The sequence below is a fragment of the Bacillus sp. FJAT-27445 genome (assembly GCF_001510665.1).
GTDB lineage: Bacteria > Bacillota > Bacilli > Bacillales > Cytobacillaceae > Bacillus_D.
The window spans coordinates 447371-469612 of sequence record NZ_LMTI01000005.1 but is presented as its reverse complement, the minus strand read 5'-3'; the positions used below and the strand labels follow the sequence as shown (position 1 = coordinate 469612).

18 protein-coding genes, 1 tRNA gene and 2 pseudogenes are annotated in these 22242 nt (G+C 38.5%); 5 read left to right on the top strand and 16 right to left on the bottom strand.

Features of this window, described 5'->3' with window-relative positions:
- The 4 genes from AR337_RS17025 to AR337_RS17010 form a co-directional block, all read right to left on the bottom strand.
- Positions 1-858, bottom strand: coding sequence for an ABC transporter permease (locus AR337_RS17025; protein ID WP_059173202.1), 858 nt, complete (start codon positions 856-858; stop codon positions 1-3).
- Positions 851-1828 (bottom strand): ABC transporter permease, encoded by a 978-nt coding sequence (locus tag AR337_RS17020; RefSeq protein WP_059173201.1) that lies wholly within the window; start codon positions 1826-1828, stop codon positions 851-853. Before AR337_RS17020 ends, AR337_RS17025 begins: the two co-directional genes overlap by 8 nt.
- Before the next feature lie 143 nt (positions 1829-1971).
- Complete coding sequence (locus AR337_RS17015; protein WP_059173200.1) at positions 1972-3753, bottom strand: ABC transporter substrate-binding protein; 1782 nt, start codon at positions 3751-3753, stop codon at positions 1972-1974.
- 25 nt (positions 3754-3778) lie between these two features.
- Positions 3779-4531 (bottom strand): PIG-L deacetylase family protein, encoded by a 753-nt coding sequence (locus AR337_RS17010; protein WP_059173199.1) that lies wholly within the window; start codon positions 4529-4531, stop codon positions 3779-3781.
- Positions 4532-4708: 177 nt separating this feature from the next.
- Between AR337_RS17010 and AR337_RS17005 the strand changes: the two genes are divergently transcribed.
- Together AR337_RS17005 and AR337_RS24085 are read left to right on the top strand one after the other, a co-directional pair.
- Complete coding sequence (locus tag AR337_RS17005; RefSeq protein ID WP_059173198.1) at positions 4709-5257, top strand: hypothetical protein; 549 nt, start codon at positions 4709-4711, stop codon at positions 5255-5257.
- Complete coding sequence (locus AR337_RS24085; RefSeq protein WP_082687047.1) at positions 5251-5556, top strand: cupredoxin domain-containing protein; 306 nt, start codon at positions 5251-5253, stop codon at positions 5554-5556. Before AR337_RS17005 ends, AR337_RS24085 begins: the two co-directional genes overlap by 7 nt.
- Positions 5557-5940: 384 nt before the next feature.
- On the opposite strand, the gene AR337_RS17000 is transcribed toward AR337_RS24085, so the two are convergent.
- A complete protein-coding gene (locus tag AR337_RS17000; protein WP_253701856.1) occupies positions 5941-6516 on the bottom strand; it encodes a YdhK family protein in 576 nt (191 codons plus the stop codon).
- Positions 6517-6640: 124 nt separating this feature from the next.
- Here AR337_RS17000 and AR337_RS16995 point away from each other — a divergent pair.
- A pseudogene (locus AR337_RS16995) lies at positions 6641-7000 on the top strand (YdhK family protein); the annotation flags it as partial.
- 196 nt (positions 7001-7196) lie between these two features.
- On the opposite strand, the gene cls reads toward AR337_RS16995, so the two are convergent.
- The 6 genes and pseudogenes from cls to AR337_RS16960 all read right to left on the bottom strand — a co-directional run bounded on the left by cls (position 7197) and on the right by AR337_RS16960 (position 11704).
- The gene (cls, locus tag AR337_RS16990; RefSeq protein ID WP_059173196.1) at positions 7197-8648 is read right to left on the bottom strand and encodes a cardiolipin synthase; all 1452 of its coding nucleotides are present in this window, start codon (positions 8646-8648) and stop codon (positions 7197-7199) included.
- 62 nt (positions 8649-8710) lie between these two features.
- A complete protein-coding gene (locus tag AR337_RS16985; protein WP_059173195.1) occupies positions 8711-9316 on the bottom strand; it encodes a TetR/AcrR family transcriptional regulator in 606 nt (201 codons plus the stop codon).
- 32 nt (positions 9317-9348) lie between these two features.
- Positions 9349-9798, bottom strand: a complete 450-nt coding sequence (locus tag AR337_RS16980; protein WP_059173194.1) for a DUF5392 family protein — start codon at positions 9796-9798, stop codon at positions 9349-9351.
- Between the two features lie 17 nt (positions 9799-9815).
- Positions 9816-10568, bottom strand: coding sequence for a GTP pyrophosphokinase family protein (locus AR337_RS16975; protein WP_059173193.1), 753 nt, complete (start codon positions 10566-10568; stop codon positions 9816-9818).
- A 665-nt stretch (positions 10569-11233) separates the two neighbouring features.
- A pseudogene (locus AR337_RS24080) lies at positions 11234-11428 on the bottom strand (recombinase family protein); the annotation flags it as partial.
- A gap of 204 nt (positions 11429-11632) precedes the next feature.
- A tRNA-Val gene (locus AR337_RS16960) sits at positions 11633-11704 on the bottom strand.
- A gap of 183 nt (positions 11705-11887) precedes the next feature.
- On the opposite strand from AR337_RS16960, the gene AR337_RS16955 reads away from it, so the two are divergent.
- Positions 11888-12526, top strand: a complete 639-nt coding sequence (locus AR337_RS16955) for a DsbA family protein (protein WP_082687031.1) — start codon at positions 11888-11890, stop codon at positions 12524-12526.
- Between the two features lie 2 nt (positions 12527-12528).
- Positions 12529-12699 carry a VOC family protein gene (locus AR337_RS22835; RefSeq protein WP_367576262.1) on the top strand — a complete coding sequence of 57 codons (171 nt, stop codon included), beginning with the start codon at positions 12529-12531 and terminating at the stop codon, positions 12697-12699.
- Between the two features lie 188 nt (positions 12700-12887).
- Here AR337_RS22835 and AR337_RS16950 read toward each other — a convergent pair whose 3' ends face one another.
- The 5 genes from AR337_RS16950 to AR337_RS16930 all read right to left on the bottom strand — a co-directional run bounded on the left by AR337_RS16950 (position 12888) and on the right by AR337_RS16930 (position 22053).
- On the bottom strand, positions 12888-13271 hold the full coding sequence (locus AR337_RS16950; protein ID WP_059173190.1) for a hypothetical protein: 384 nt from the start codon (positions 13269-13271) through the stop codon (positions 12888-12890).
- A gap of 140 nt (positions 13272-13411) precedes the next feature.
- Positions 13412-14209 (bottom strand): hypothetical protein, encoded by a 798-nt coding sequence (locus tag AR337_RS16945; protein WP_059173189.1) that lies wholly within the window; start codon positions 14207-14209, stop codon positions 13412-13414.
- 942 nt (positions 14210-15151) lie between these two features.
- Positions 15152-16909: an AIPR family protein gene (locus AR337_RS16940; protein ID WP_059173188.1), complete on the bottom strand. Its 1758-nt coding sequence runs from the start codon at positions 16907-16909 to the stop codon at positions 15152-15154.
- Positions 16910-17882: 973 nt separating this feature from the next.
- On the bottom strand, positions 17883-18650 hold the full coding sequence (locus AR337_RS16935) for a hypothetical protein (RefSeq protein ID WP_059173187.1): 768 nt from the start codon (positions 18648-18650) through the stop codon (positions 17883-17885).
- Positions 18651-19020: 370 nt separating this feature from the next.
- Complete coding sequence (locus tag AR337_RS16930) at positions 19021-22053, bottom strand: efflux RND transporter permease subunit (protein WP_059173186.1); 3033 nt, start codon at positions 22051-22053, stop codon at positions 19021-19023.
- Positions 22054-22242: the final 189 nt, after the last annotated feature.

The following is a 22242-nucleotide window of genomic DNA, read 5'->3' as shown; positions in this document are numbered from 1 at the left end:
TTAACGCCCCTTTCTCAGTCGAGGATTCAACGTCTCTTCGAGTGAATAGCCTGTAAAGGCAAAGCCAATAACCAATGTTGTAATCAAGAGGCCAGGAGGAAGAATCCACCAGATCCACGAATCATTGAGGAATGCACCTCTTGCCTGGGCATAGTATAAAACCGTTCCCCAGCTTTTTGTAAACGGGTCGCCTAACCCAAGGAAGCTCAATGATGCTTCAATCAAAATCGCATTGCTTGCCGCCATAACAAATTGGGAAAGGGCAATTGGGATCACGCCTGGCAGGATATGCCTTGTAAGAATAACCTTTATATCAGTTCCAATCGACCTCGCTGCTTCCACATATCCCTTTGTTTTTAAAGTCAGCACCTGAGACCGGATGACCCTTGCAGGGGATGCCCAGGAAGTCAGGCTAATGACGAGAATGATATTCCAAAAGCTCGGCCCTATGAAGGCTGCTAAAAGGATCATTAATGGGAGGAACGGGATGACAAGTACCAAATCGACCAACCTCATCAATAAAGCATCCGTCTTTCCGCCAAAATAGCCTGCGATGACCCCGATAATACAGCCAAGAACGATTGAGAAAAAGGCTGCAATAATCCCAATCAATAACGAAACTCTTGTTCCGTAAAGCAACTCGCTTAATATGTCCTGCCCTACATCATTTGTCCCCAATAAATGATCGCTGCTCGGTTTTTCGAACGGGGCTCCCGCCCGATCAACGGGATCATACGGAGAAATGACCGGAGCAAATATAGCGATGACAAGAAACATGGCTAAAAGGGCTAGCCCAACCAACCCCAACGAGTTGGAAGTTAGGGCACGCCAATATTGCTTCAATCTAAGATTACCCATTATTTCTCCCCACATTCGGATCCAGCAATGGATAAATCAAATCGGCCAATAAATTGGCAATGACCACGCTGAAGGTAATAATGAGAAATGTTGCCTGGATAAGCGGATAATCCCGGCTTAATACCGATTCGAACATAAGCCGGCCAACTCCGGGATAAGCGAACACGGTTTCAATGACCGTTGCCCCGCCAAGTGTAAAACCCAGGCTTAACATAAAAACTGTTGCAACCGGGAGTAGCGCGTTTCGCATCGCATGCTTATATTTAATGACTTTTTCCTTAACTCCCTTAGCTTTCGCCATCATTATATAATCCTCTCCAAGAACATTGAGCATCGAATACCTCATCGTCATGTAGGTGCTAGTGACGGAAATCAAAACAAGGGTCGTCAAGGGAAGTACTAGATGTTTTACGATATCAACCAGCCTTTCCATCCCAGTGAGATTGGACCAGGCGTTTTCCGCCCCGAATACCGGGAACCAGCCAAGCTGTGCTGCAAAAATCGAAACCAGAATCATTCCGGTCCAGAAGGATGGCATAGCGCTTAAAAACATAAACATTGTTAAAAGATTGGCATCGGTTTTTGTTCCCCTGCGCCACGCGGATATCGTCCCGAATAGGACACCGATGATGGTGGAAAATACCAAGCCCAGTCCTGTCAAGAGCAGAGTCCATGGCAGCCGTTCCATCAGAAGATCGGAGATTGGGCGTTTTTGTTGGTATGAAAAACCAAAATCACCTGTGAAAATATTTTTAATGTAAGTAATGTATTGCTCCCCAATAGAATCGTTTAATCCATGTTTTTCAAGGATAGCTTCTTTCTCGGCACTTGACATAAAGCCAACATCTTCCCCGGCCAGATAGACAAGCGGATTTCCCGGCATCAGCCTTGGCAAAAGAAAATTCAATGTAAGCATCAACAAAATGACTATTGTATATTGAAGGACTTTCCCTGTTATAAACTTCCCCACTGTTTTTCCTCCTCCAAAGCATGGTAGTGCCATCATGATAAGTAATGTCTCCTATTAGTGTGGCTGTTTAGCTAAACACCCGTTTCCTCGAACTTATAAAAAGTTTCCCGTAAAAGAAGAGCCTTTTACGGGAAATTCCAAGTTTAAAAATCAAAATCATCAGTAGGGTTCGATTTTCTTTTTCTCCTAAAAAGTATTAAACCGATTATTAAAAGCACACCCACTCCAAGGAAAATATACAAACCGGTATTATTCTTTTCTGTATCCGTTCCATCCGTAGCTGATTTAGCATCAGAGCCATTTCCACTGGAACCTGTTGCCGCTTCCGGTTTTTGGCCGCCTACAAAGGACAGCTTGTTTATGATTCCCTTACCTACCTGGAACACAAAACCGTCATAAACTTTAGGATTATAGGCATTGACGATTTCTTGGTAGTACAGCGTGACAAACGGAGCATCTTCAGCGATGAACGACTGCATTTCTTTGATAATTGCACTCCGCTCTGCCTCGTTATACGTATTTTTTAATTTTTCAGCCATATCGTCGAATTCAGGATTTTTGTAGCCACCGATATTTACCGAACCGACCCCTGGATCAGAGTGGAACAATTCAACCATCCGGTCAGGGAATAGTTGCATTGTGTTGGACCAGCTCCACAGGCCCAAGTCGAAGTCGCGTCCTTTGCTTACATCGAAATCAGGCCACATAAGTGAATCGACAGTCGTGGCGTCCATAGCTTTAACCGTATTTTTAATTCCTACTTTATTAAGGGCCTCAGATACCAGCTCTGCAGTCCGGATGCGAATTGGGCTATTGGAATAGACTAGGGTTGTTAAATCGATTTTCTTCCCTTGCTGGTCTTCCCTAAATCCATCCCCATCCGTATCTTTGAAACCTGCTTCCTCCAAAATCTGTTTCGCTTTCTCCGTGTCATAAACGGGCTTCAAATCACCATTATTAGATGCGGACGAAGGATGAATGAACCCGGGGCTGCCAACTTCCCCAAATCCGAGAAGCACCGTATCAACCAAGCTTTTTTTGTCAATCGAAAAATCTATAGCCTTCCGGAATGCCTTTTCCGTCATCGGGTACTTTTCAGCATTGATTTGGAACAGAGTCGTGCTGTATCCAGGCCCCCTTGCAACTTTAAGCTTTGCATTGGATTCAAACTGATTTACCAATTCAGGAGAAATGCTTGAAGAGATAGCATTGATTTCACCAGACTGCAGGGCATTCAGCATGGCGGTTGTATCTTCAATGATCGGGAAAATAATTTCCTCAATTGGAGGGGTACCCTTAAAATAGTCCTTATTGGCTTTCATTTTGTAATATTGGCCTGATTTATGTTCTTCTAAGATGTATGGGCCGCTTCCTAAAGCGTTTGTTTCGTCATCTGGCTTATCGATTTTGGACCAAATATGTTCCGGCAAAATTGGAAGATCTGCTAAAGGCTGAATCATGAAGTTAGGATCCGCTTTTGATAGGACTAAGGAGAAATTAGTGTCATCTTTTACATTGACCGAGGCAATTGACTTTAATGGATTCGTAAATCTCGATTTTGGATATTTCCCGAAATATTCGATTGTAAATTTTACATCATTGGCAGTTAGTGGCTCTCCATCATGCCACTTTACATCTTTATGGAGTGTAAATTCATAGGTCAAACCATCGTCACTTACTGATTGCTTTTCAACTAGCCACGGAATGGGCTTATTTTCCGCATCAAGGTGGAACAGACTGTCATAGAGTAGGGTCACTAAATCCAATCCCGGATAGCCAGTTACATACGTGTAAGGATTAAGCCCGTTTTCATCTTTTGTGATACCAACTTTCAATGATTTTACAGGTTCAGCCGCACTCACAGGAAAGAGGCTTGCCGAAAATACAACAACGATGGCCAGGAATCTAACAAAAATGTTTTTCATGTTATCCCCCTATTCATTATTAAAGTTAGATGATTAGTTCAGCCAAATGAAAGTTTCCTTCTCTTCTATAGGCTTCTGCAAGTGGAAAATGGCCATGAGTTGCGAGCCCGTGATAAACGTGGACGGCTTTATCCAATGCTTTATGGATAGCACGGCCCTTTTCCATATGGGTGGATAATTCGGAAAATCCAGGAGAGATAATCTCAACAGCTTTTGGATCAAGCATTTCTTCAAAATGCTGGCCGCTAAACTCCATCTGGCTCTCCAACATGTCCATTGCCCGCTCTTTCTGATCCCACACTTCTGTAATATCAACAACTGTGTTGGGATGATGAGGAGTCATGTAATAGATGGTCGGAATTGGATGCGGCTCGAGGCCAGGCATATCTTCCAGGGCAAAATCCCTGCTGGCAAGGGCTATGGATTCCAATAGGAGGGTCATAGCAGGCCTTCGGTCCGGGTCAAGATCATGGAATGAATGTTCTGGGTCCTGGGTGATGATAATATTGGGCTTCACTTCCCTGATGACTTGAACCAATTTCTTTTTGGATTCAACACCAAAGTCGACAGCTCCAGAATCGAAGTTAAGAAACGCCACATCTTTCACTCCCAATACTTCTGCAGCCTTTCTTACCTGAGGCTGGCTTGTCTCCCTGCAAAGCATGATTGATGCAAAAGATTCTCCGCCGCTGAGGACATTTTTTGCAAGCGCGCCCCCGCACTCCACAACTTCCATTCCGTAAACTCCCAAAAATAATACTTTTTGTCCTTTGGCCATTTACATTTACCTCCTTTAATGTACATTACCCCTCTACCGTATATCGAGGTAATTAGTCTAATATTAATACTCCTTAAGTATTTTGTAAATACAAAATCTTTTGAATTTTTAAATTATGATTTTTTGGCATGGCCTGTCTCTTATTGACATAAAATGTGTGGAATAGGAGGGATTATTATGGCAGTCTTTAATTATTTTGTATTAGGAACTCTTATCGCCACCACTTTAGCATCTATCACGTTGTCCTTTTTGTACCGGAAAAGGCTGACCCATATGGCCGCGATGGCCCTTTCTATGGCGATTGGCATGAATACAGGTATTGCAGCAGGTATATTTTTTGGTTTCTTTTTAAAAGGTAATTTATTTGCCTCTACTATTCTATCGGTTGTTGCCGGAATTACAGCAGGTGCTTCGGCAGGTATTGCATTCGGCCTGCTTCCAATAATTGAAGGTGTAATGGCAGGTCTGATGGGCGGCATGATGGGAGCAATGCTTGGTGAGATGGTACCGAATGATGATGCCATTGTACTATTGAAAATTTCACTGACTCTATCAGTCAGTTCCTTGCTACTTTTTTTTATCCTACCTAAAACAGTTGATCCAAAAAATGATTTTAAAAAATTGAATACTGACCTGGCTTTTTCGAAATCAAACAACTCATTCCCTTCTAGCTCATTTGTTCCTGAAGAGAACCCTCCGCCAAAGCAAATAGGGTTACAATTATAGTTAAACCGTCCAAGTATACCTACTCCCCAAAACAAATCAAGCTTACCAAGAACAAAGCAAACATCATTACGTTCATTAATCACGACAACGTCGACCATGACATTATTATTGAAGATCTACCCCTGGTAGAGGAAAATGGGGAGCATTTATCACATGGTGGCAGACTCCATCTTCATGCGACCCCGCATTCTCAAGACGAACTAACTATTACTCCAACAAAAACAGGAATCCACTATTTTTACTGCTCCATTCCGGGGCATAATGAAAAGGGGATGAAAGGAACAATTCTTGTTGAATAAATATGGTGCCTTTATATAATTTTTTAATTTAAATTCAATCCTAATGGGTCACATCTAATTGCGTCTGATTGGTAATCTACGAATTAAGTACTATATTTAACGATTAAAAATTGATTAATTGAAGTGTATAAGTGGATTTCAAGAATATTTCACTTCAACTAGCTGACTTTATCTCACTTACATCACACCAGATCCTGATGCAGGAAACAAACCTGAATAAGTTGAAATGTAAAAAGAATGCGGAAACAACATATTTTCCGCATTCTTTTTAGTTTTATTCTTGCATACAACAAGTCAGGTTGTAATAGTGGAAATAAAAATTAAAAATCCCCGTTAAATTTAAAATAAGCTATTAAGCGAGGGATTAAGCATTACCAAACCCGATTATTTATACGGAGCTAGTTCACTTTCTATCACCCATTTATGGTTTTTTACTCTTTTTTTTGTTTCTGTATCATTGTAACTAACCATATATACGGTCGTTTCCTCGGCTGACTCAATAATAGCGGTTGCTCCATCCATACCTTCATGGTGGTCTGCATCCAATACAACTACATCACCGGGTTTATATGGTTCTTCTCCCGCGTTCTCAATCTCTTCGTGAATTACCCATTTATGGTCCTCGACAGGCTCTCCCCCAGTTGTAGGATAATACGTAACGGAATAAACCGTTGTCGTATATGCACCTTCAATTTTTGCTACCGCTCCGTACATTCCATCCATATGGTCAGTAAGAATGAGCGCTTTGCTTTTCACTGGGTAGGTTGGATTTTCTGCAACTTTTAAATCTTCAGGAACAACTCTTGATTTAGAATGACTCATTTTCATTTGTTCAAAATTCGGTCGTTCTGCCTTACTATCAGGCGGGCCTGGAACCGTTTCAGCATTTACAGTATAAACAGATAAACCCATGGTCATTGCCACTGTAATGATACTAGTGGAAAATTTATTAGCTTTCATTGAAATCATCCTCCCTTTTTCGTAATAACTGGTCAATGATTGTCCAATTGACTGTACTTTGCGGCTAAATGACTTCCACTAAAATGTTTACCACACTTAGAATTTATTAAACTTTCCGATTTTGGCAGAGAACCCCAAGTTCGAATCCGGAAGCAAAGCAATTATTACGGATGCACATATGGAAGGGATGAAAGATGCTGAGGCAACCATCGCAGGTGCATTCGATACCACAGTCTACACAGTATCTTATACACCGACTACTGGCGGGGAAAGAGTAACAGATCATAAATGGGTCATACATGAGGAAATAAAAGATGCAGGAGATACACCATATAAAGTAGGAGACGAAGTAGTCCCAGAAGCTGACCATATGAAAGGGGGGACTGCCACAATCGATTCTGCCCAACAAACGACTGTCTATATGGTTAATTTCACACCAACTGACGGCAGTGAACCCGTAACCAACCATAAATGGGTTACATAAGAGAACTTTCAGATAAATAATAATGAAAAAGGCACCAGTACAAATTCCATTCTGAATTTACTGGTGTCTTTCTTTCTTCTTAAAATTTGTAATTTTTGATGGTTAGTTTATTGAATTGGAATATGTTTCGGCATGTTTGCATGAAATTGGGCGATTATAAAAAAGGGTTTTATCTAAGTGAAGAAAATGGCTTAGATTACAAGATGGGGGACAAAAGCCGAGATACTGCTTCTTTAATTTTAATACGAATGGAACGCCTTTGATAGATGTCCAGTGTTAGTTCTTTACTTTTTCGGCTATCCTGAAGGAATAGTTGAGTAAGTTGTTCCGCTATTTTTTTATCATACACGATGGTATTTACTTCAAAATTTAAATAAAAGCTTCGCCTGTCGATATTGGCCGTTCCGACAGAAGCAACTTCCTGATCAACTACAATCGTTTTTGCATGCATGAATCCATTTTCATACAGAAGTATTTTTGCTCCATATTTTATTAGTTCTCCTGCATGGACTCCGGAAGCCCATTTAACAAAGGGGTGATCCGGATTATTTGGAAACATAATTCTTACATCAACGCCAGACAGTAAAGCCATTTTACAAGCATCCATAAAACTTGTATCAGGAACAAAATACGGTGTTTGTATGTAGACACTGCGTTTAGCGGACATGATAAGCTTTATGAACATGTTTTTGATGTGTTCCGTTTCTGAGTTCGGTCCACTAGCAATGATTTGCATTGGTACATTCGTGTCAGGTTTTTCTGTTTGTATGAAAAGTCGCCCAAGATCCAGCTTATGTTCCGCGGAATAATTCCAATCTAAAATAAATCTTCCTTGAATATCGTTTACCGCATCACCTACAATTCTTAAATGTGTGTCACGCCAATATCCAAACTTTTTATTTAATCCAAGGTACTCATTTCCTACATTAAAACCACCAATATACGCGATTCTGCCATCAATGATACAAAGTTTTCGGTGATTTCGATTATTAATACGGAAATTAATCAATTTTAAAATAGAAGGGAAAAACACCTCGACTTCCCCGCCGTATGAAATCAGCTCCTTAAAGAAGGAACGAGAAATCTTTTTGGAACCAATTTCATCATAGAGAATACGAACTTTTACTCCTTCTTTTGCTTTTTTCGTAAGTTCATCCCGCAGTTTTTTTCCAAGGGAATCTGGTTGGATAATATAATATTGGAGATGAACCTCTTTTTTCGCATTTCGGATGTCTTCAAATAAGGACCGGAATTTATCATGGCCATCACTAAATATGGCCAAATCATTCTTCAGCGTGATTAATGCGTTCGAAGACTTTAAATTCATCTTAAGTAAATCGGCGTATTTCTTTAGTGTATCGTTACGATACCACTCACTCTTTTTTAATTCATTAAGTTGTTCAACCACCTCTGATTGAAGATAACCTCTTTCTTCCGCAGACAATCGATAAAAATTTTTTTGTTTTAATTGTCTGCCCAGGAATAGGTATGCAATAAAACCAATGACCGGAATAAAATGCAGGACCATCAACCAAGCCCATGTTGAGCCAATATCCCTCCGTTCAATAAATACAACAATCCCTGCAAACAAAATATTGGTTACCATGATGAAGGCTAAAATGAGTGTAGTTAAATCGCTAACTTCCATAAACAATTCCTTTCTAATTACATCATGTTCATGTAGATTGTATCGATGTGATTTTTGTACGGTTAATGTTTCAGCCCCCTTTTCAATAAATCGATTTCCAATAAATAATTATTCATCGCTTCATCATAAGGTAAATCCCGTGCAAATTTCTCAATTAAATTACGAAGCGTTACTGCTATAATGATTTTCATGACATAAAGTAATTCGCTCTCATTTGAAATGTTTAAGGCAGATTGATCGATCAATGAACTAACTGCTTCCTTAAAACTCCCATCTTCTTCAATGTCGATAAAGATTCTAGCATAGGCACTTTCGATTTTATGTGTCATATTCAAGAAAATGTTTTTCAAAAATTGGTGTGTATCCTCCTTAGTGAGGATTAAGCGAAAAAATTCACACATTGTATCAAATAAATCGCCATCATTTTGTCTTAATAGTGATATAAAATTGTTCTTATCTTCTTTTACATGTTCATTTAATAGAAAGAAAAAAGCATCCTCTTTATCCTCGAAGTATTGATAAAAGCTGCCTCGCGGGATGTTGGCAGCTGTAATGATATTCGTAATAGAGGCTTGATATAATGGTACCCTTGAAAACTCCTGTCTAACGGCTTGAATTAATGTTTGTCTTTTATCCTCGGGCAAATTAAAAAAAGTAATTTTCGGCAAACTTCCATCACCGCCTATTTATATAATCGTATTTATGGTGTGTTATTAAATAATGTATTGCGCTGCTGGTGTTCTTTTTTTAAAAATGCGATGAAATGCTGCATGGCCAGTGAAGGCTGGTCCTTTATAAGGGAGCTATATTCTTTTTTTAGATGTTCTGACACTAGCTCACTTTTTTTAATTCTTTCAAACATGTAGTCGGCACTAATGTTCTGGATCTCTATGCGCTGTATTTTGGCCTCTTTGGAAAACGCCATACCGATTGCACCGATAACAGCAAAGACGACAATGGGGGTTGCTGCGTATTGCTGATTTGGATTAACAAATAATAATATGAACAGATTAAAGATCGATAATGTAATTAACGGAAATGAAAATAAAGCGTATTTAGAAGCTTTTTTTAAAAAAGGTGATAGGATTTCCTCTAGTTTCTCAATCTCTCTTTTCACAGAATTTGGCATATCATTCATGAATTGTATCAAAATATCTCTCCTCTTTGCTATGAATCATAATAAGCTCTTTTAATTGGTATTAAAAAATCATCTGGAACATGAAACCTTTCATTGTTGATTAATAATTCCTGCAGATTCTCTTCATCATTATCTAGTTCCTTAATTTCATTGACTTCTTTATGAATTTTCTCCATCTTCTTATCCAATTGTGTTGCAGAAATCGCCGCTTCTTTTAGTTCATCCTTTATCTTTTGAGGGATTTCCTTATTATATTTATAATAAATTTTGTGTTCCAAGCTTGCCCAAAAATCCATTGCAATCGTACGGATTTGAATTTCCACATAGACATGGTCTTCTCTATCGGACATAAATATTGGAATTTGTAAGATCATATGGAGACTCTGATAACCATTTGGTTTTGGGTTTTTAATATAATCCTTACATTTAATAACTTTAATATCTTTTTGCCTTTGCAACATGTTACTTATTTCGTAAATGTCAGAAGTAAATGAGCAAATAATCCGTATCCCCGCAATATCGGTAATACCTTCCTTAATCGAAGCTAATGAAAGGTCATATCCCTTTCTTTGAATCTTTTTTAAAATGCTCTCTGGTGACTTTACACGATGTGTCACGTGCTCAATAGGATTATAATCATGGATATATTTAAATTCCTGTTTTAATATATTGATTTTCGTATTCATCTCATCCAATGCAAATTTATAGGACATCATGAATCGCATCAGTTCTGTTTTTAAAGGTTTCATTTGCTTTAAATTGTCTAGTGTCTGGGCTACCATTTTTCTCTCCTTTTATATGACTCAACATCCAACATTTACTTCAAATTAAGGTCCTTCTAGTGCTCTTTTTTGAATCGGGTACTCTATAAATACCCTTGTGATTGTAATTTACCCATAAGTTCTCCAGACTTCCTGCCTACATATAATAATTTCCTAACTCGTTATGACACCGTGTCACTTATGGTTTCAGAATAAGCGACACAGTGTCATATGTCAAATTTGACGATTCTATTCATTAATTCCATAACGGACTAAAGACTAGTTTAAAAAGATGAATTCTTCTTCTGTTGTGCCTAATTGAAGAAAATATTAAAAGGATAGATAAAGCACTTTAAATATGCTCTACCTATCCTTTTTTACCCTCATATTTAATTTCCTACTTGTGTAATAAAATACTTTCTTGAAATTCAACATAGCTATTTAGTTTGTAATCAATGCCAGACCTGGTCAATATCACTTTTCGAAAAATGGCTTGAAGAGTTTTTGCAATGTCCGATTCCGAAAAACTAGCGAGTGCGTTTTTAGCTCTATTGATCGCCTTATTCCGCTCTAGTAATTCCAAATATCGGTCTTCAAGTTCATTTAGTAGGTTTAAAGCTTTTGTAATTCCTTGGTGTCAGCTGAGCAATGGAAATAGTAATTTGCAATGGCTTTGTCCAAATCTATTATTTGTTTCTCTGTGATGGTATTGTAGGATTTCTACCTAAGCGGTCCAACATGAAAACAAGAGGGACATCGAACCTTCCAGATTTGGCTCCCCACCTGATTCTTTGTATTCCCCTTCTACAATCCAAACCAGAAATTGCCAAGTCTTCAATTTCACGGCACATGTTCCATTCTGGCTTATTTGAAACAAAATTTGAACATGCTTTTCTTTATAAAGTTACATCATGATGAAGAACCTGACTTTTTGTAGAGACACGGTAGTATGCCCATACTCTCTTCATAGCCGTAGTCCTCCTTTATAAGGTATATATCCATCACAAAACATGCGTTCGCTTAAATGCATTAAAAAGACAGATATGCTCAAAAAAACCTAACACCGACTGATGTTAGGTTTGGTATGATCCGAGAGGGATTCGAACCCCCGACCCCTACCCTGTCAAGGTAGTATTCTCCCGCTGAACTATCGGATCGTTATTGTTTTCCTCTTTGGTGAGGACAATAATTACTATACCAGGAAACAAAGTTAGGGTCAATACCTTTTATAAAATTCATACCACAAAGTAAGCTTCCCTCTTTAAAGCAGATAATTTGGATACCATCTCCCCCTCCGCTTACACTACTATTGAACACCTTACTATTTGGGAGGGATTCAAATGACGTTAAAAATTCGTGTGTATTCAGATTTTGTTTGACCGTTCTGCTATATAGCGGAGGCTCCGCTTAAGGAAGCAATTAAGGGCAAGGATGTTGAGTTGGAATGGATGCCGTTTGAGTTGCGGCCGTTTCCCCATGAGACGCTGTCCCCTAAGGGTGATTATATTCAAAATGCCTGGCAAAGTTCAGTTTGGCCGATGGCTGAGCGTTTTAATGTAAAGATAGTTTTACCGGATGTGAATCCTCAGCCGCATACACATCTAGCCCATGAAGGAACACTGTATGCTAAGGAATATGGGAAAGGAAACGAGTATACCGAGGCAGTGCTGGCTGCTTTCTTTGTAGATGGCCGCGATATTGGCGATATTGATGTGCTGACAGAGATAGCAGGAAAAGTTGGACTTGATGGGGCAGCTTTTCGGAAGGCGTTTGAAACGAGGAAATACGAACAGGCACATAAGGAAGCTCTCCGCAATGCGTATGACGAAGCCAGGATTACCGCAGTTCCAACGTTTTTTATCGGGGACCAGCGGGTTCAAGGGCTGAATACGAAGGAGATGCTGGAGCGGTATATTGAACGCGAGCTCGGTAAGGAGCCGCCAGCTGCGGGCGAAGCTTGCGGAATTGATGGCTGCTGACAATGGCGCCAGCCGGGCAACCGGCTGGCTTTTTCCATAAGAGGGGGTTGATGTGTTTGGCAATTAAGGGATTGAATCATTTTTTGTTTTCGGTTAGTGATTTGGAGCGATCGGTAGCTTTCTATCGAGATGCGCTGGGGGCTAGACTGCTGGTGAAGGGGCGGAGTATATAGTATTTCGACCTGGAAGGAATGTGGCTGTCGCAGAATGAAAAGATACTTCCAAGGATGGATCGAGATTAACTAAATCCACATTGGTGTATTTTATGATTCCCGGTTGAACAAAAGTTTGAGTTTCATACTGTAAAAGCAAGGCCATATTCCATATTGGCCTTGCTTCAAAATTATTAAAGTTGATGGAGTTATCCCATTAGAATTTTTTCCAAGTTATTGTAAGTTTCTTTTTTTAAAGGATAATATCCACGCCCTTGTTCGGGGAAGTTCTTAAAGAAGTCTTGGTTTAATAACTCTAAATTTATTGGATTCTTGCCTTCAGTAAAATTAACAGGAATAGCATAAGGATGGTCTGGATTTGTAGCGTCATAAAACCAGTCCCCTTCGGTAATATAATACCCAACAATAACTTTTTCAGGACTGCCTATATATAACAGTAACTTTGATTTATCAACTACAAAGGTATATTTTCCCCTGTCTTCTCTACTAAAATGAATCCTTTTTTTCCAATAGTTTTCATCAAAACGCTGCCAATTTGCCCATACTACTTTAATTCCGTACAGACTTTCCATAGATTCTCCCCTTAGAAAAATAGATATATTTGATACTGTGTAAATCTAATATAAAAATGACTGTACTCAATTTAACTTCAACTTGCCCCTTATTAATAGACCTTTACTAATTTTAATATAATTAAAATTACATTGTATATTTAAGCTATACATGAAGGTTTATTATTAAAAAACCAATTTTTTCTATAAGTAATCAAATTATTCCTTTCCAACTCTTCAAGGGTAATTTCATAATATTTTTGTTTAGTCTTATAATTTACTTTCTTTTCTGCTTTTATTTTTTTACATCTTATTAGTTCTCGAATTTTACTCGGATTTTCTATAGCAACCCAGTCTGTTAAAATATTCTTTTCTTCGTTGTAAAACGCCCATATAAACCATGATAAATGGGATAAATTATAGAATTCACATGGCTGTTTGTTAGGATATTCAATGGATATAGTCACTGAACCACTTTTCCTCAAACCACGAACTTGGACAAGTTTTTTATCAAAACCATTAAATTCATCTCTAGTATCTTTTTCTTCAATGATATAATCCACCGAAAGATGGCCATCCAATGTCTCCTCGAAACAATTTGAATCGCCCTTGATACTTGTATCTATATATTTATACTCCTTTCCTTGAAACAAGATTGGAAAAACCTCATTCTCGATTATTTTATTTACAGTTTGGCTCATTAATAAATTTTTTTTATTTATGTGCCTTCCCTTCATTTTTTTTAATATTATAGTAGTCTGTTCGGTTCCCCTTGGTGGAATTAATAAGACAATTTCTCTTTTATAATACTGTAGGGTATCACATTCAAGTTGTCTTCTTTCCTGATTACTCAATGAGAACTCAATATTTAATTCTTTTTTTGATAGACCTAATAAAATACCAGCAACTCCAGTAAACATGTCGATACAAGAGCCTGAAAATTTTTTATTTTTAATCACGAAAATTCCTCCTCCTTTACGTAAATAGGTTATTCTCTATAAATTCACAAGTATGTTATTTGGTATTAGTATAATTTATTAGCAAGTAGTTCTTATTGTAGAACGAAGCATCCTATCTAGAAAGTTTTTTCGGTCGACATTTACCGTAATTAATATGACATTTTTCGTCTACTTTTTGTCTGCTGATGTTGATTGCTGGTTTTCAGATGAATCATTGGTTTAAGAGGGGGTTAAGAAGTTTTGTGATAAAAGGTTGAATCATTTTCTTTTTTCGGTGAGTGATTTGAGCGATCGGTTGCATTTTGTCGGGATGTAATCGGGCCAGGATGCTGGTAAAGAGGATACGGCGTATTTCGACCTGGCGGGTATGTGGCTCGGGTGGAATGTGAGAGTGCAGAAGGATGTTCCACGAAATGATATTCGGGATTCGAATACGCATGTGGCGTTTTCGGTCGATGAGGCGGAGTTTGAAGGAGATGTTGAGGACTGAGGCTGGGTGGAGACCCTTCCAGGCCGAGAGCGGGATGAGCGGTTCCTGTATTTTGTGGATCCGAATAGGCATTGTTTTTAAGTTCCATACCGGGTCGCTGAATGATTGGCTCGCGTATTACCGGGAGGATAAGGGACATAAAGAGTATTATTAAATAAGTTGAAATAGAGAAGTTATCTTAAAATCGATCATATAAAAACCTTAGAACCGCAAGTTAATAACAAATTCTTGCGGTTCCACACATTAAACTTCAACAAAATCCTTACAATCCGTACACCCTTGAAACATGATTTACTTTTAATCACATTTCAGATGCTACCCATAAGGTTCATCCAATTAACAAATACTCTCCCCATATTCCTGGAATATCGGTAAACCACATTCCTATCAAATATTTTCCGTAACTTTTATTGCCATTATGTGCAATTCGTTACTCAAGTAAGTAAAATTTGTTAATCAGCTGCCCATCTATATTCAAAATTCTCAGCATCTAATTCTAGAGTATCATTTAACTTATTTTTTATCTCAGTACCCCCCGGCATCATCGGAAGCATATTAAAGTAGTGTCTTATTGCGGTACTTATACCCGCTAAGCATGCTTTTGTTTTAATCCAGTTTTGTGGGCTAAATACCCTGTTTTGTGGTTGTGGCTCATTAGCAGCAGCTTCTAGAGCCATATTTAAACTAACACCACTAATTCGAATAATTTCTTCTATCATATTTTTTTCTTTTGCATTTTGGAGACTTGTTGAAGGATTTGGAACACGGTCGGGTTGACTATTCATAATAGAAAAACACATTGAAATTGCATATAGATGATGATATGGAGCATAGGCTTTCATAGCTAATAATGTTTCATTTAAACCCAATGGATTATTGTTATTCCAAACCTTTAATATACTGGACATCCACTCATTTAATGCTTGAGCATTTTCGGGTTTATAATCACGTTTAAATAATTGTTCAAAATATTTATCAAAGATTTTAGTTTCACTATATGAGATATTTGGACGTTGAGAATGCCAAGCTATTAAATACTTTCCAAGATCGGAAAGGTCTATAATAAATTTCTTATCCTTATCAGCTGGTGCTACCTCTCCACGTTTAGTAATAAAATAACCATTCGTATACATTTGTTCGAACATCTTTTTTAGGTTAAGCACCCTCTTGTCATTGCTTCTAAGGTCTCTTGGTTTTACTGAGCTTTGAGAATTTGTATTAACACTAATTCTATCTGCTCTGTCTCGTTGAGGTATTTCATAAAACCTAAATAAAACTGAGGTGTCTTCTATTTTCTTCACTTGTTCACTACAACTTAAGATCGTATTTAGAGATTGACAACCATTTACGACACTCAATCCTTTTAATTTTAGTTTCCCTTCTTCTACCTCTAGCTTATTACATATAGCTGTAATACCATTGTGAAAAAAGAAAAAATCTCTATGTTTATCGCTATATATTGTATTCCTTATTCCCTTATTCACACGATTGCTTAAACCTAAGCTCTGTCTCACGTTTTTTTGAAAAAGGGTACCGTCCTTAATTCCAGGAATTTTAATACATTCTTTAAGTGGTACCGTTGCAATAACTACTTGTGTACCTGCAATTGTTACTTCCATATGATTTGTATTCGTTATATCCATGACATGATTTATAACGGGATTTTCTATTTCTAATGCTAAATCATACCTTCTTCTTAGTTCATCGCTATCAACTAAAGTTATTGTAAAACTAATATCTTCATTTTCGGAAATTTGAGCTAATTGCTCCTGAAATATTGCAAGATCATTTTTAGCTGATTGAGTTAATTCACCAGTTACAACTAGTTCAAATGCGACCTCGTAGCCATCTTCTAAAGCTAAGGCAACTTCTGATAACTTTCTTTTTAAGCGTTGATTAGCCACTTCTTGTAATCTCACTAGATTTCTAAGTTGTAACCAAGACGACAAAACCTCTCTTAATGGTTCAGCATCTACTGAATTTCCACCTAAAAATTTTCCTTGTACAATAAATACCGTTGATTTTTCGTCATCAATGATTACCGCATCAATTTGCTTATCATCAGTGCCATCTGTTATATCATCTTTTGTTTCTAATCGATCACGTAAATGTACATTCCTTAAGTACCAAGCAACAAACCGCTGGCCAGCATTGGGAAAATTTTGCTGATAATATTCCTGAGCAATTTCTTCAAGAATTTTTTGATACACTCTTACCGACACCCTTTAACTTATTATTTTTATCATGATTTCTACAAAAGTTGTTAATTTCCTTTTTTAATCAAAAAAATCGTATTAGTTCAAGAAAACTTTGTGAATTCTGTTAAGAAATCTAGCGTTTTCGTGCAGACTCTTTTCATTTGCTTTCAGTCGGTGCATAGCTGGCTTTTTTCCTAAGAGGGGGTGGAGGGGTTTGGCTGTTAAGAGGTTGAATCATTTTTTGTTTTCGGTGAGTGATTTGGAGCGGGCCGGCTTTCTACAGGAATTCTCTGGGGGCGATGCTACTGGTAAGGTGCGGAGCACATCGTATTTCAACCTAGTGTGTTTGTGGCTTAGCTCTGTATGTGGAGAAGGATGTTCCGCGGAATGAGATTCGGGATCCGTATATGCATGTAACGTTTTTGGTGGACGAGGAGGAGTTTGATTGGATGGTAGAGCGGCTGAAGCGGCTGGGTATGGAGATTCTGCCAAGATGTTTGAGGATTGGCTAGGGTATTATAACAGGATAAGGGGTATATCGAGATTTATTAAATGATCCTACAATAAAATATTCACCAAAAAAATCTATCAACAGTTTTTTTCGGGGGACGCAATATCCTGAATTTTATACTATTGGAATCACATCAAGTACTCTTAACCCGAAGTTACAAAATTCTTCAATTCATTATCAATTTGATTAAAATCCACCCCATTTCTCTGTTTGGGATGTCCCTGCCACTGAAAGTGGAAAACATTTCACCGTTTGAGGTTTTGAAATATCTACTAATGTTTTTTACTTTCAGTGGCAGGAGTTTTTTTATTGTTTTTGAGCTAAAATCACCCGGTGTGAAGAATAATATTCGGATGCTTGAGTACAGATACTAGTAATCTAGTGAATTGTATGTATTATGGATTAGTATGGAGTTTTATAGAGAAAAATATCAAGGCTTTAGCCCTGATATTTTAAACATAACATTAAATTAGTTCATTCATTTTTAAGTACTATCTGTTTCTTTAACAATTCTGTTTTCTCAATAAATTTAAATTTAGTGCAGTCATTTAAAACACTATTATCTCCTAATAAGAACAATTCGTTTTCTATTGGGTGAAATATATACCAAGTCTCATTTTCGATTGAAATAGTTACGTTATTAAACCCATTATTTTTAAACCCTAAAAATCCATAGGAGTATTTTATAATAGAAAAATAAAATATGACGTTTGTAACAAAGTACAAAATAATCAAAACCAAAATAGCAGCTATTTTTTCTTCAATTGCCATCGTTTCTTTATATATATCTGAAAAAAATTGAGTACCAAAGTAATAAGAACTGATGAAGAAATAGTTAAGGAAATGAATAAAAAATATAAGAAAAAAACCAATTTTCCATTTAACACTAAACTTCATAACTAAATCAAATAAGGTTATCCCTTTTAAGTCAAAAGCAATCATACATAAAAATATTACTGTATTTATGCCTATCAGGATATATGTTAAAAGCGGGTAATAAGTAATATTCATTGAATAAAATTGAAGAGAAATAAATAACATAAATAATGTATAAAAGACAATCTCTGAAAAAATTCTTATTGCTCTAATATAAAATCTTTTATCTTTCGTAGATAATTTCATTTCTATTTGACTTGAAGAAATAAGAGTCACAGGTTTCATTTTTATACCAATAAAAATTATGGAGATAATTACTCCTGGTAATCCCAGATTGGTTACAATTCCCTTAATTAATAGTTCCATTTAATTATCCCTTTCCCTCTCACTATGTTTAATCCGTACAAGGAGTCCTTTACTTATTATACCAAATTCCTGTAGTTGTTTACTGGTATTTCCATTTATGAGGCGGGGTTTTCTGAGAGCTTGAATAGTTGACGATTGGGACGACAACTGTCCATGCTTTGGCAGTCTCGGAATATCAAAAGAGCAGCTCCTTATAACGGGCCACCAGAAGAAAGCTAACCTCACCTAAAGTGACAAGAATAACGAAGGGTGGCACTATTGCGTTGCCCCCTACAGCTGGTTGTTAACTGGGCGTGCAATGAACACAAAAGAAGCAGCCTAGGTCCATAGGCTGCTTCACACATTTTCTATATTATAGTAAGTTGCTGTTTTAGACGTTTAATTCAACGGAAACAGGATTGGAAAGTTGTCTTTGTTTTTTTGCTTTTTTGAAATGGAACAGTTCATAGAATGTCGGGATTACGATCAGTGTCAGGAAAGTAGACACGAGCAGTCCGAAAATAACGACGACAGCTAGCCCCTTTGAAACAAGATTCATGCTCATCGCGGATTGGTGCGCGAATAGGAGCGGAACCATGGCAAATACGGTGGCAAGCGCAGTCATCAAGATTGGCCGCAGTCGTACGGTTCCTGCTTCCATGATGGCTTCCCTGATGGACATGGTCTCTTCGTTATGGCGGATCCGGTCAACAAGCACAATCGCATTCGTGACGACGATTCCGACAAGCATGAGCATGCCGATTCCGGATGAAATATCAATGCTTGATTTTGATACGACTAGCCCTAAGAGTGATCCAATTGCCGCAAGTGGCAAAGATAATAAAATCGCAATGCTCGCTCGGAATGATTTTAATGTGACGAGAAGGATGATAAACACTATTCCGATCGAGAATAAAGCAAGTTTCCCAAGTTCCACTAAATCATCGGATGACTGCATGGCTGCACCTGTGATTTCAGCGCTCGTTCCATTCCCGAATTTGTTGTCTTGTTTCCAGGCTGCCAATTGTTTATTGATTTCCCCGGCGACATCGACCATTTTCTTCGGGTCGACAACAGCATTGACTTGAAGGTAATGATGCCCGTCTTTTGAGTAAATGGTGCCCGGTTTGTTGGACTCCTCAATGGTTGCAATGGTTCCCAAGGTAGTCGGTCCTTCTTGGGTCATCAATTGAAGATCCTTTAAATCATTTGAAGTTTTTATTTCCTGCAGTGCGCCAAGCTGTACCATTGTGCTTCGGCCATCGATTTCAACACTGCCGATTACTGCAGGCTCAATCATGCCTCGGATGGATTGGGAAATTTGCTGGGCATTCGCGATGGTTGGGTTTACCGTTACTGTCACGGTCGGCTTTTGATCTTCTTCATTCGTTTCTACTTTTTTGACACCAGCAATGCCTTCAAATGTTTTCTTGACTTCATCCGCCGCCCGTTTAATGTCATCCTCATTGTTTCCGATGACATCCACGGATACGGTCGTTTTATTCTCACCCATAAGTCCTGCTGTATTGGCAGTTAACTCCGCTCCTGGGAATTGATCTTTTTCATTCCTCAGCTGCTGAACCAATTTAGCAGAATCCGTGCCTTCTTTCAGGAACACCATGAACTGCGCCTGGTTTGGATCCTGAAGCTCGCCAAACTGGGCTGCATCGGCATTCGTCCCGGCCAGGACAAGGTGGTTTCCAACGTCCTTCTTTTCAGAAAGAAGGTCTTCCATTCTCTTTATCCCGTTTTCGATTTCCTTGAATTCGGTTCCATTTTGATAGCGAAGCCAAATGGAAAGATAGGCGCTATCCTTTTGGTCGACGGAGCCTTTTGGCATCGCCGCAAACAATCCGATGGAACTGATGATTACTGCAACGGATAGTAAAATTGGAAGCCATTTATGGTTTAGTGACCAGCGTAGTACTTTAGGATAAAACGATCCATTTTTGTGCTCTTTTATCTTTACTTTTCTCATCATTCGCTGGCTGAGCATCGGCACGACAGTCAGAGATACGAGCAAGGATGCAAGGAGTGAACAGGTAATGGTAATTGCAAACGGTGCGATTATATCTCTTAAACTGCCGGAAGCAAGCATCATTGGCAGGAACACTGCTACCGTGGTGAGAGTCGATGATGTAACCGCAGCTGAAACTTCTTTTACTGAGTCGATAATAAAGGCAGGGGTGAGAACTTTCTCCCTTTTTCTCCGGTAAATGTTTTCAACTACCACGATGCTGTCATCGACAAGCCGCCCAACCGATACCGCGATACCGCCTAAAGTTAGGATGTTCAACGTAACCCCAAAGAAGGATAGCAAAATCATAGTGATGCACAGCGAAAGCGGGATGCTGATAATGGTAATTAGAGTCATCCGGAAACTTTTCAAGAACAGCCAGATAATCAAGGTCGCAAATAAGGCGCCAGTCAGTACTTCCCTTGTCATGGCGTTGATTGAATCCAGTACCGTGTTTGCTAAATTAATGAAGATTGTTGCGTTGAGAATTCCTTTATAGTCATTATTGATTTTCTTAGCAACTTCTTCTACTTGCTTGCCTACCGTGACTGCATTACCCGTGGAATCTTTCTGGATAATGAGATGTATGTAATTCTTTCCATTCATATGCGTAATACTCTTCGTATCCTTCTCCATTGTTACTTCAGCTACATCTTTCAATTTCGTGGCCGCGTTCAATTGAAGATTCTCCACGTCTGCAATGCTGTCAATTTTTCCAGTTACAATAATGCTCGTCGCCTGGTCATCCAAGGTTTGTTCGCCTATAGCGACAGTCGCATTTTTCCCTTGGAGGAGGGTGTACATCTTTTCGAGAGAGATTTGGGCAGCGGCAAGTTTTGCCGGATCGACCTTAATCATGACCTGCTGGTTCTTTTTTCCGTACGTCATGACATTCCCTACGCCCTTGATGTTCTTGAACAGGGGAAGAATCTCGGTTTCTACGAGACTTATTTCTTTGTTTTCGATTTCTTTATCAAAGGTAAGACCAAGTTGAATAATGGGGATTTGTGATGTATTAAGCAGCACCACATATGGTTTCATGACTCCATTTGGCAGGTTGACCATCGAGATGTTTTCTTGGATTTGTTGCTTCGCTTCTTTTAAATCAGTGTCTGATTCAAACGTTATGGTCATCTGGGTGAAGTTATTACCGGTTTCAGCGATTACATTGCGTTTCCCTTTGATGCCTGTTAGTGCTTTTTCAATAGGCTGCGTTACTTGTTCATCCATCGTGACCGCATCCAAGCCATTGCCTACCGTCGATATGGTAATATAAGGCTGATCGGCTGACGGCATGAGCTCCATTGGAATGGTGGTATAGCTGAAAATACCGAAAACCATCGAGACAATCACGGAAAAAACAACCGCAGCCCTATTCCGCAACGCCCATTTTGTGAACCATGTCATAAACATCCCTCAATTCTTTTTCCTTGCAATATAGGAAAATTATACTGAATACCTATGACTTTTGCACTAGCAAATGGAAATTATTCTAAAACTTAACAATCGGTTCATTTTTGCAAAAGAAAAAGCCCAACTGGCAGCCAGACTTAGTCGAAAGAGTACACTATAACCATTATTCTTGAGAAATCGTAT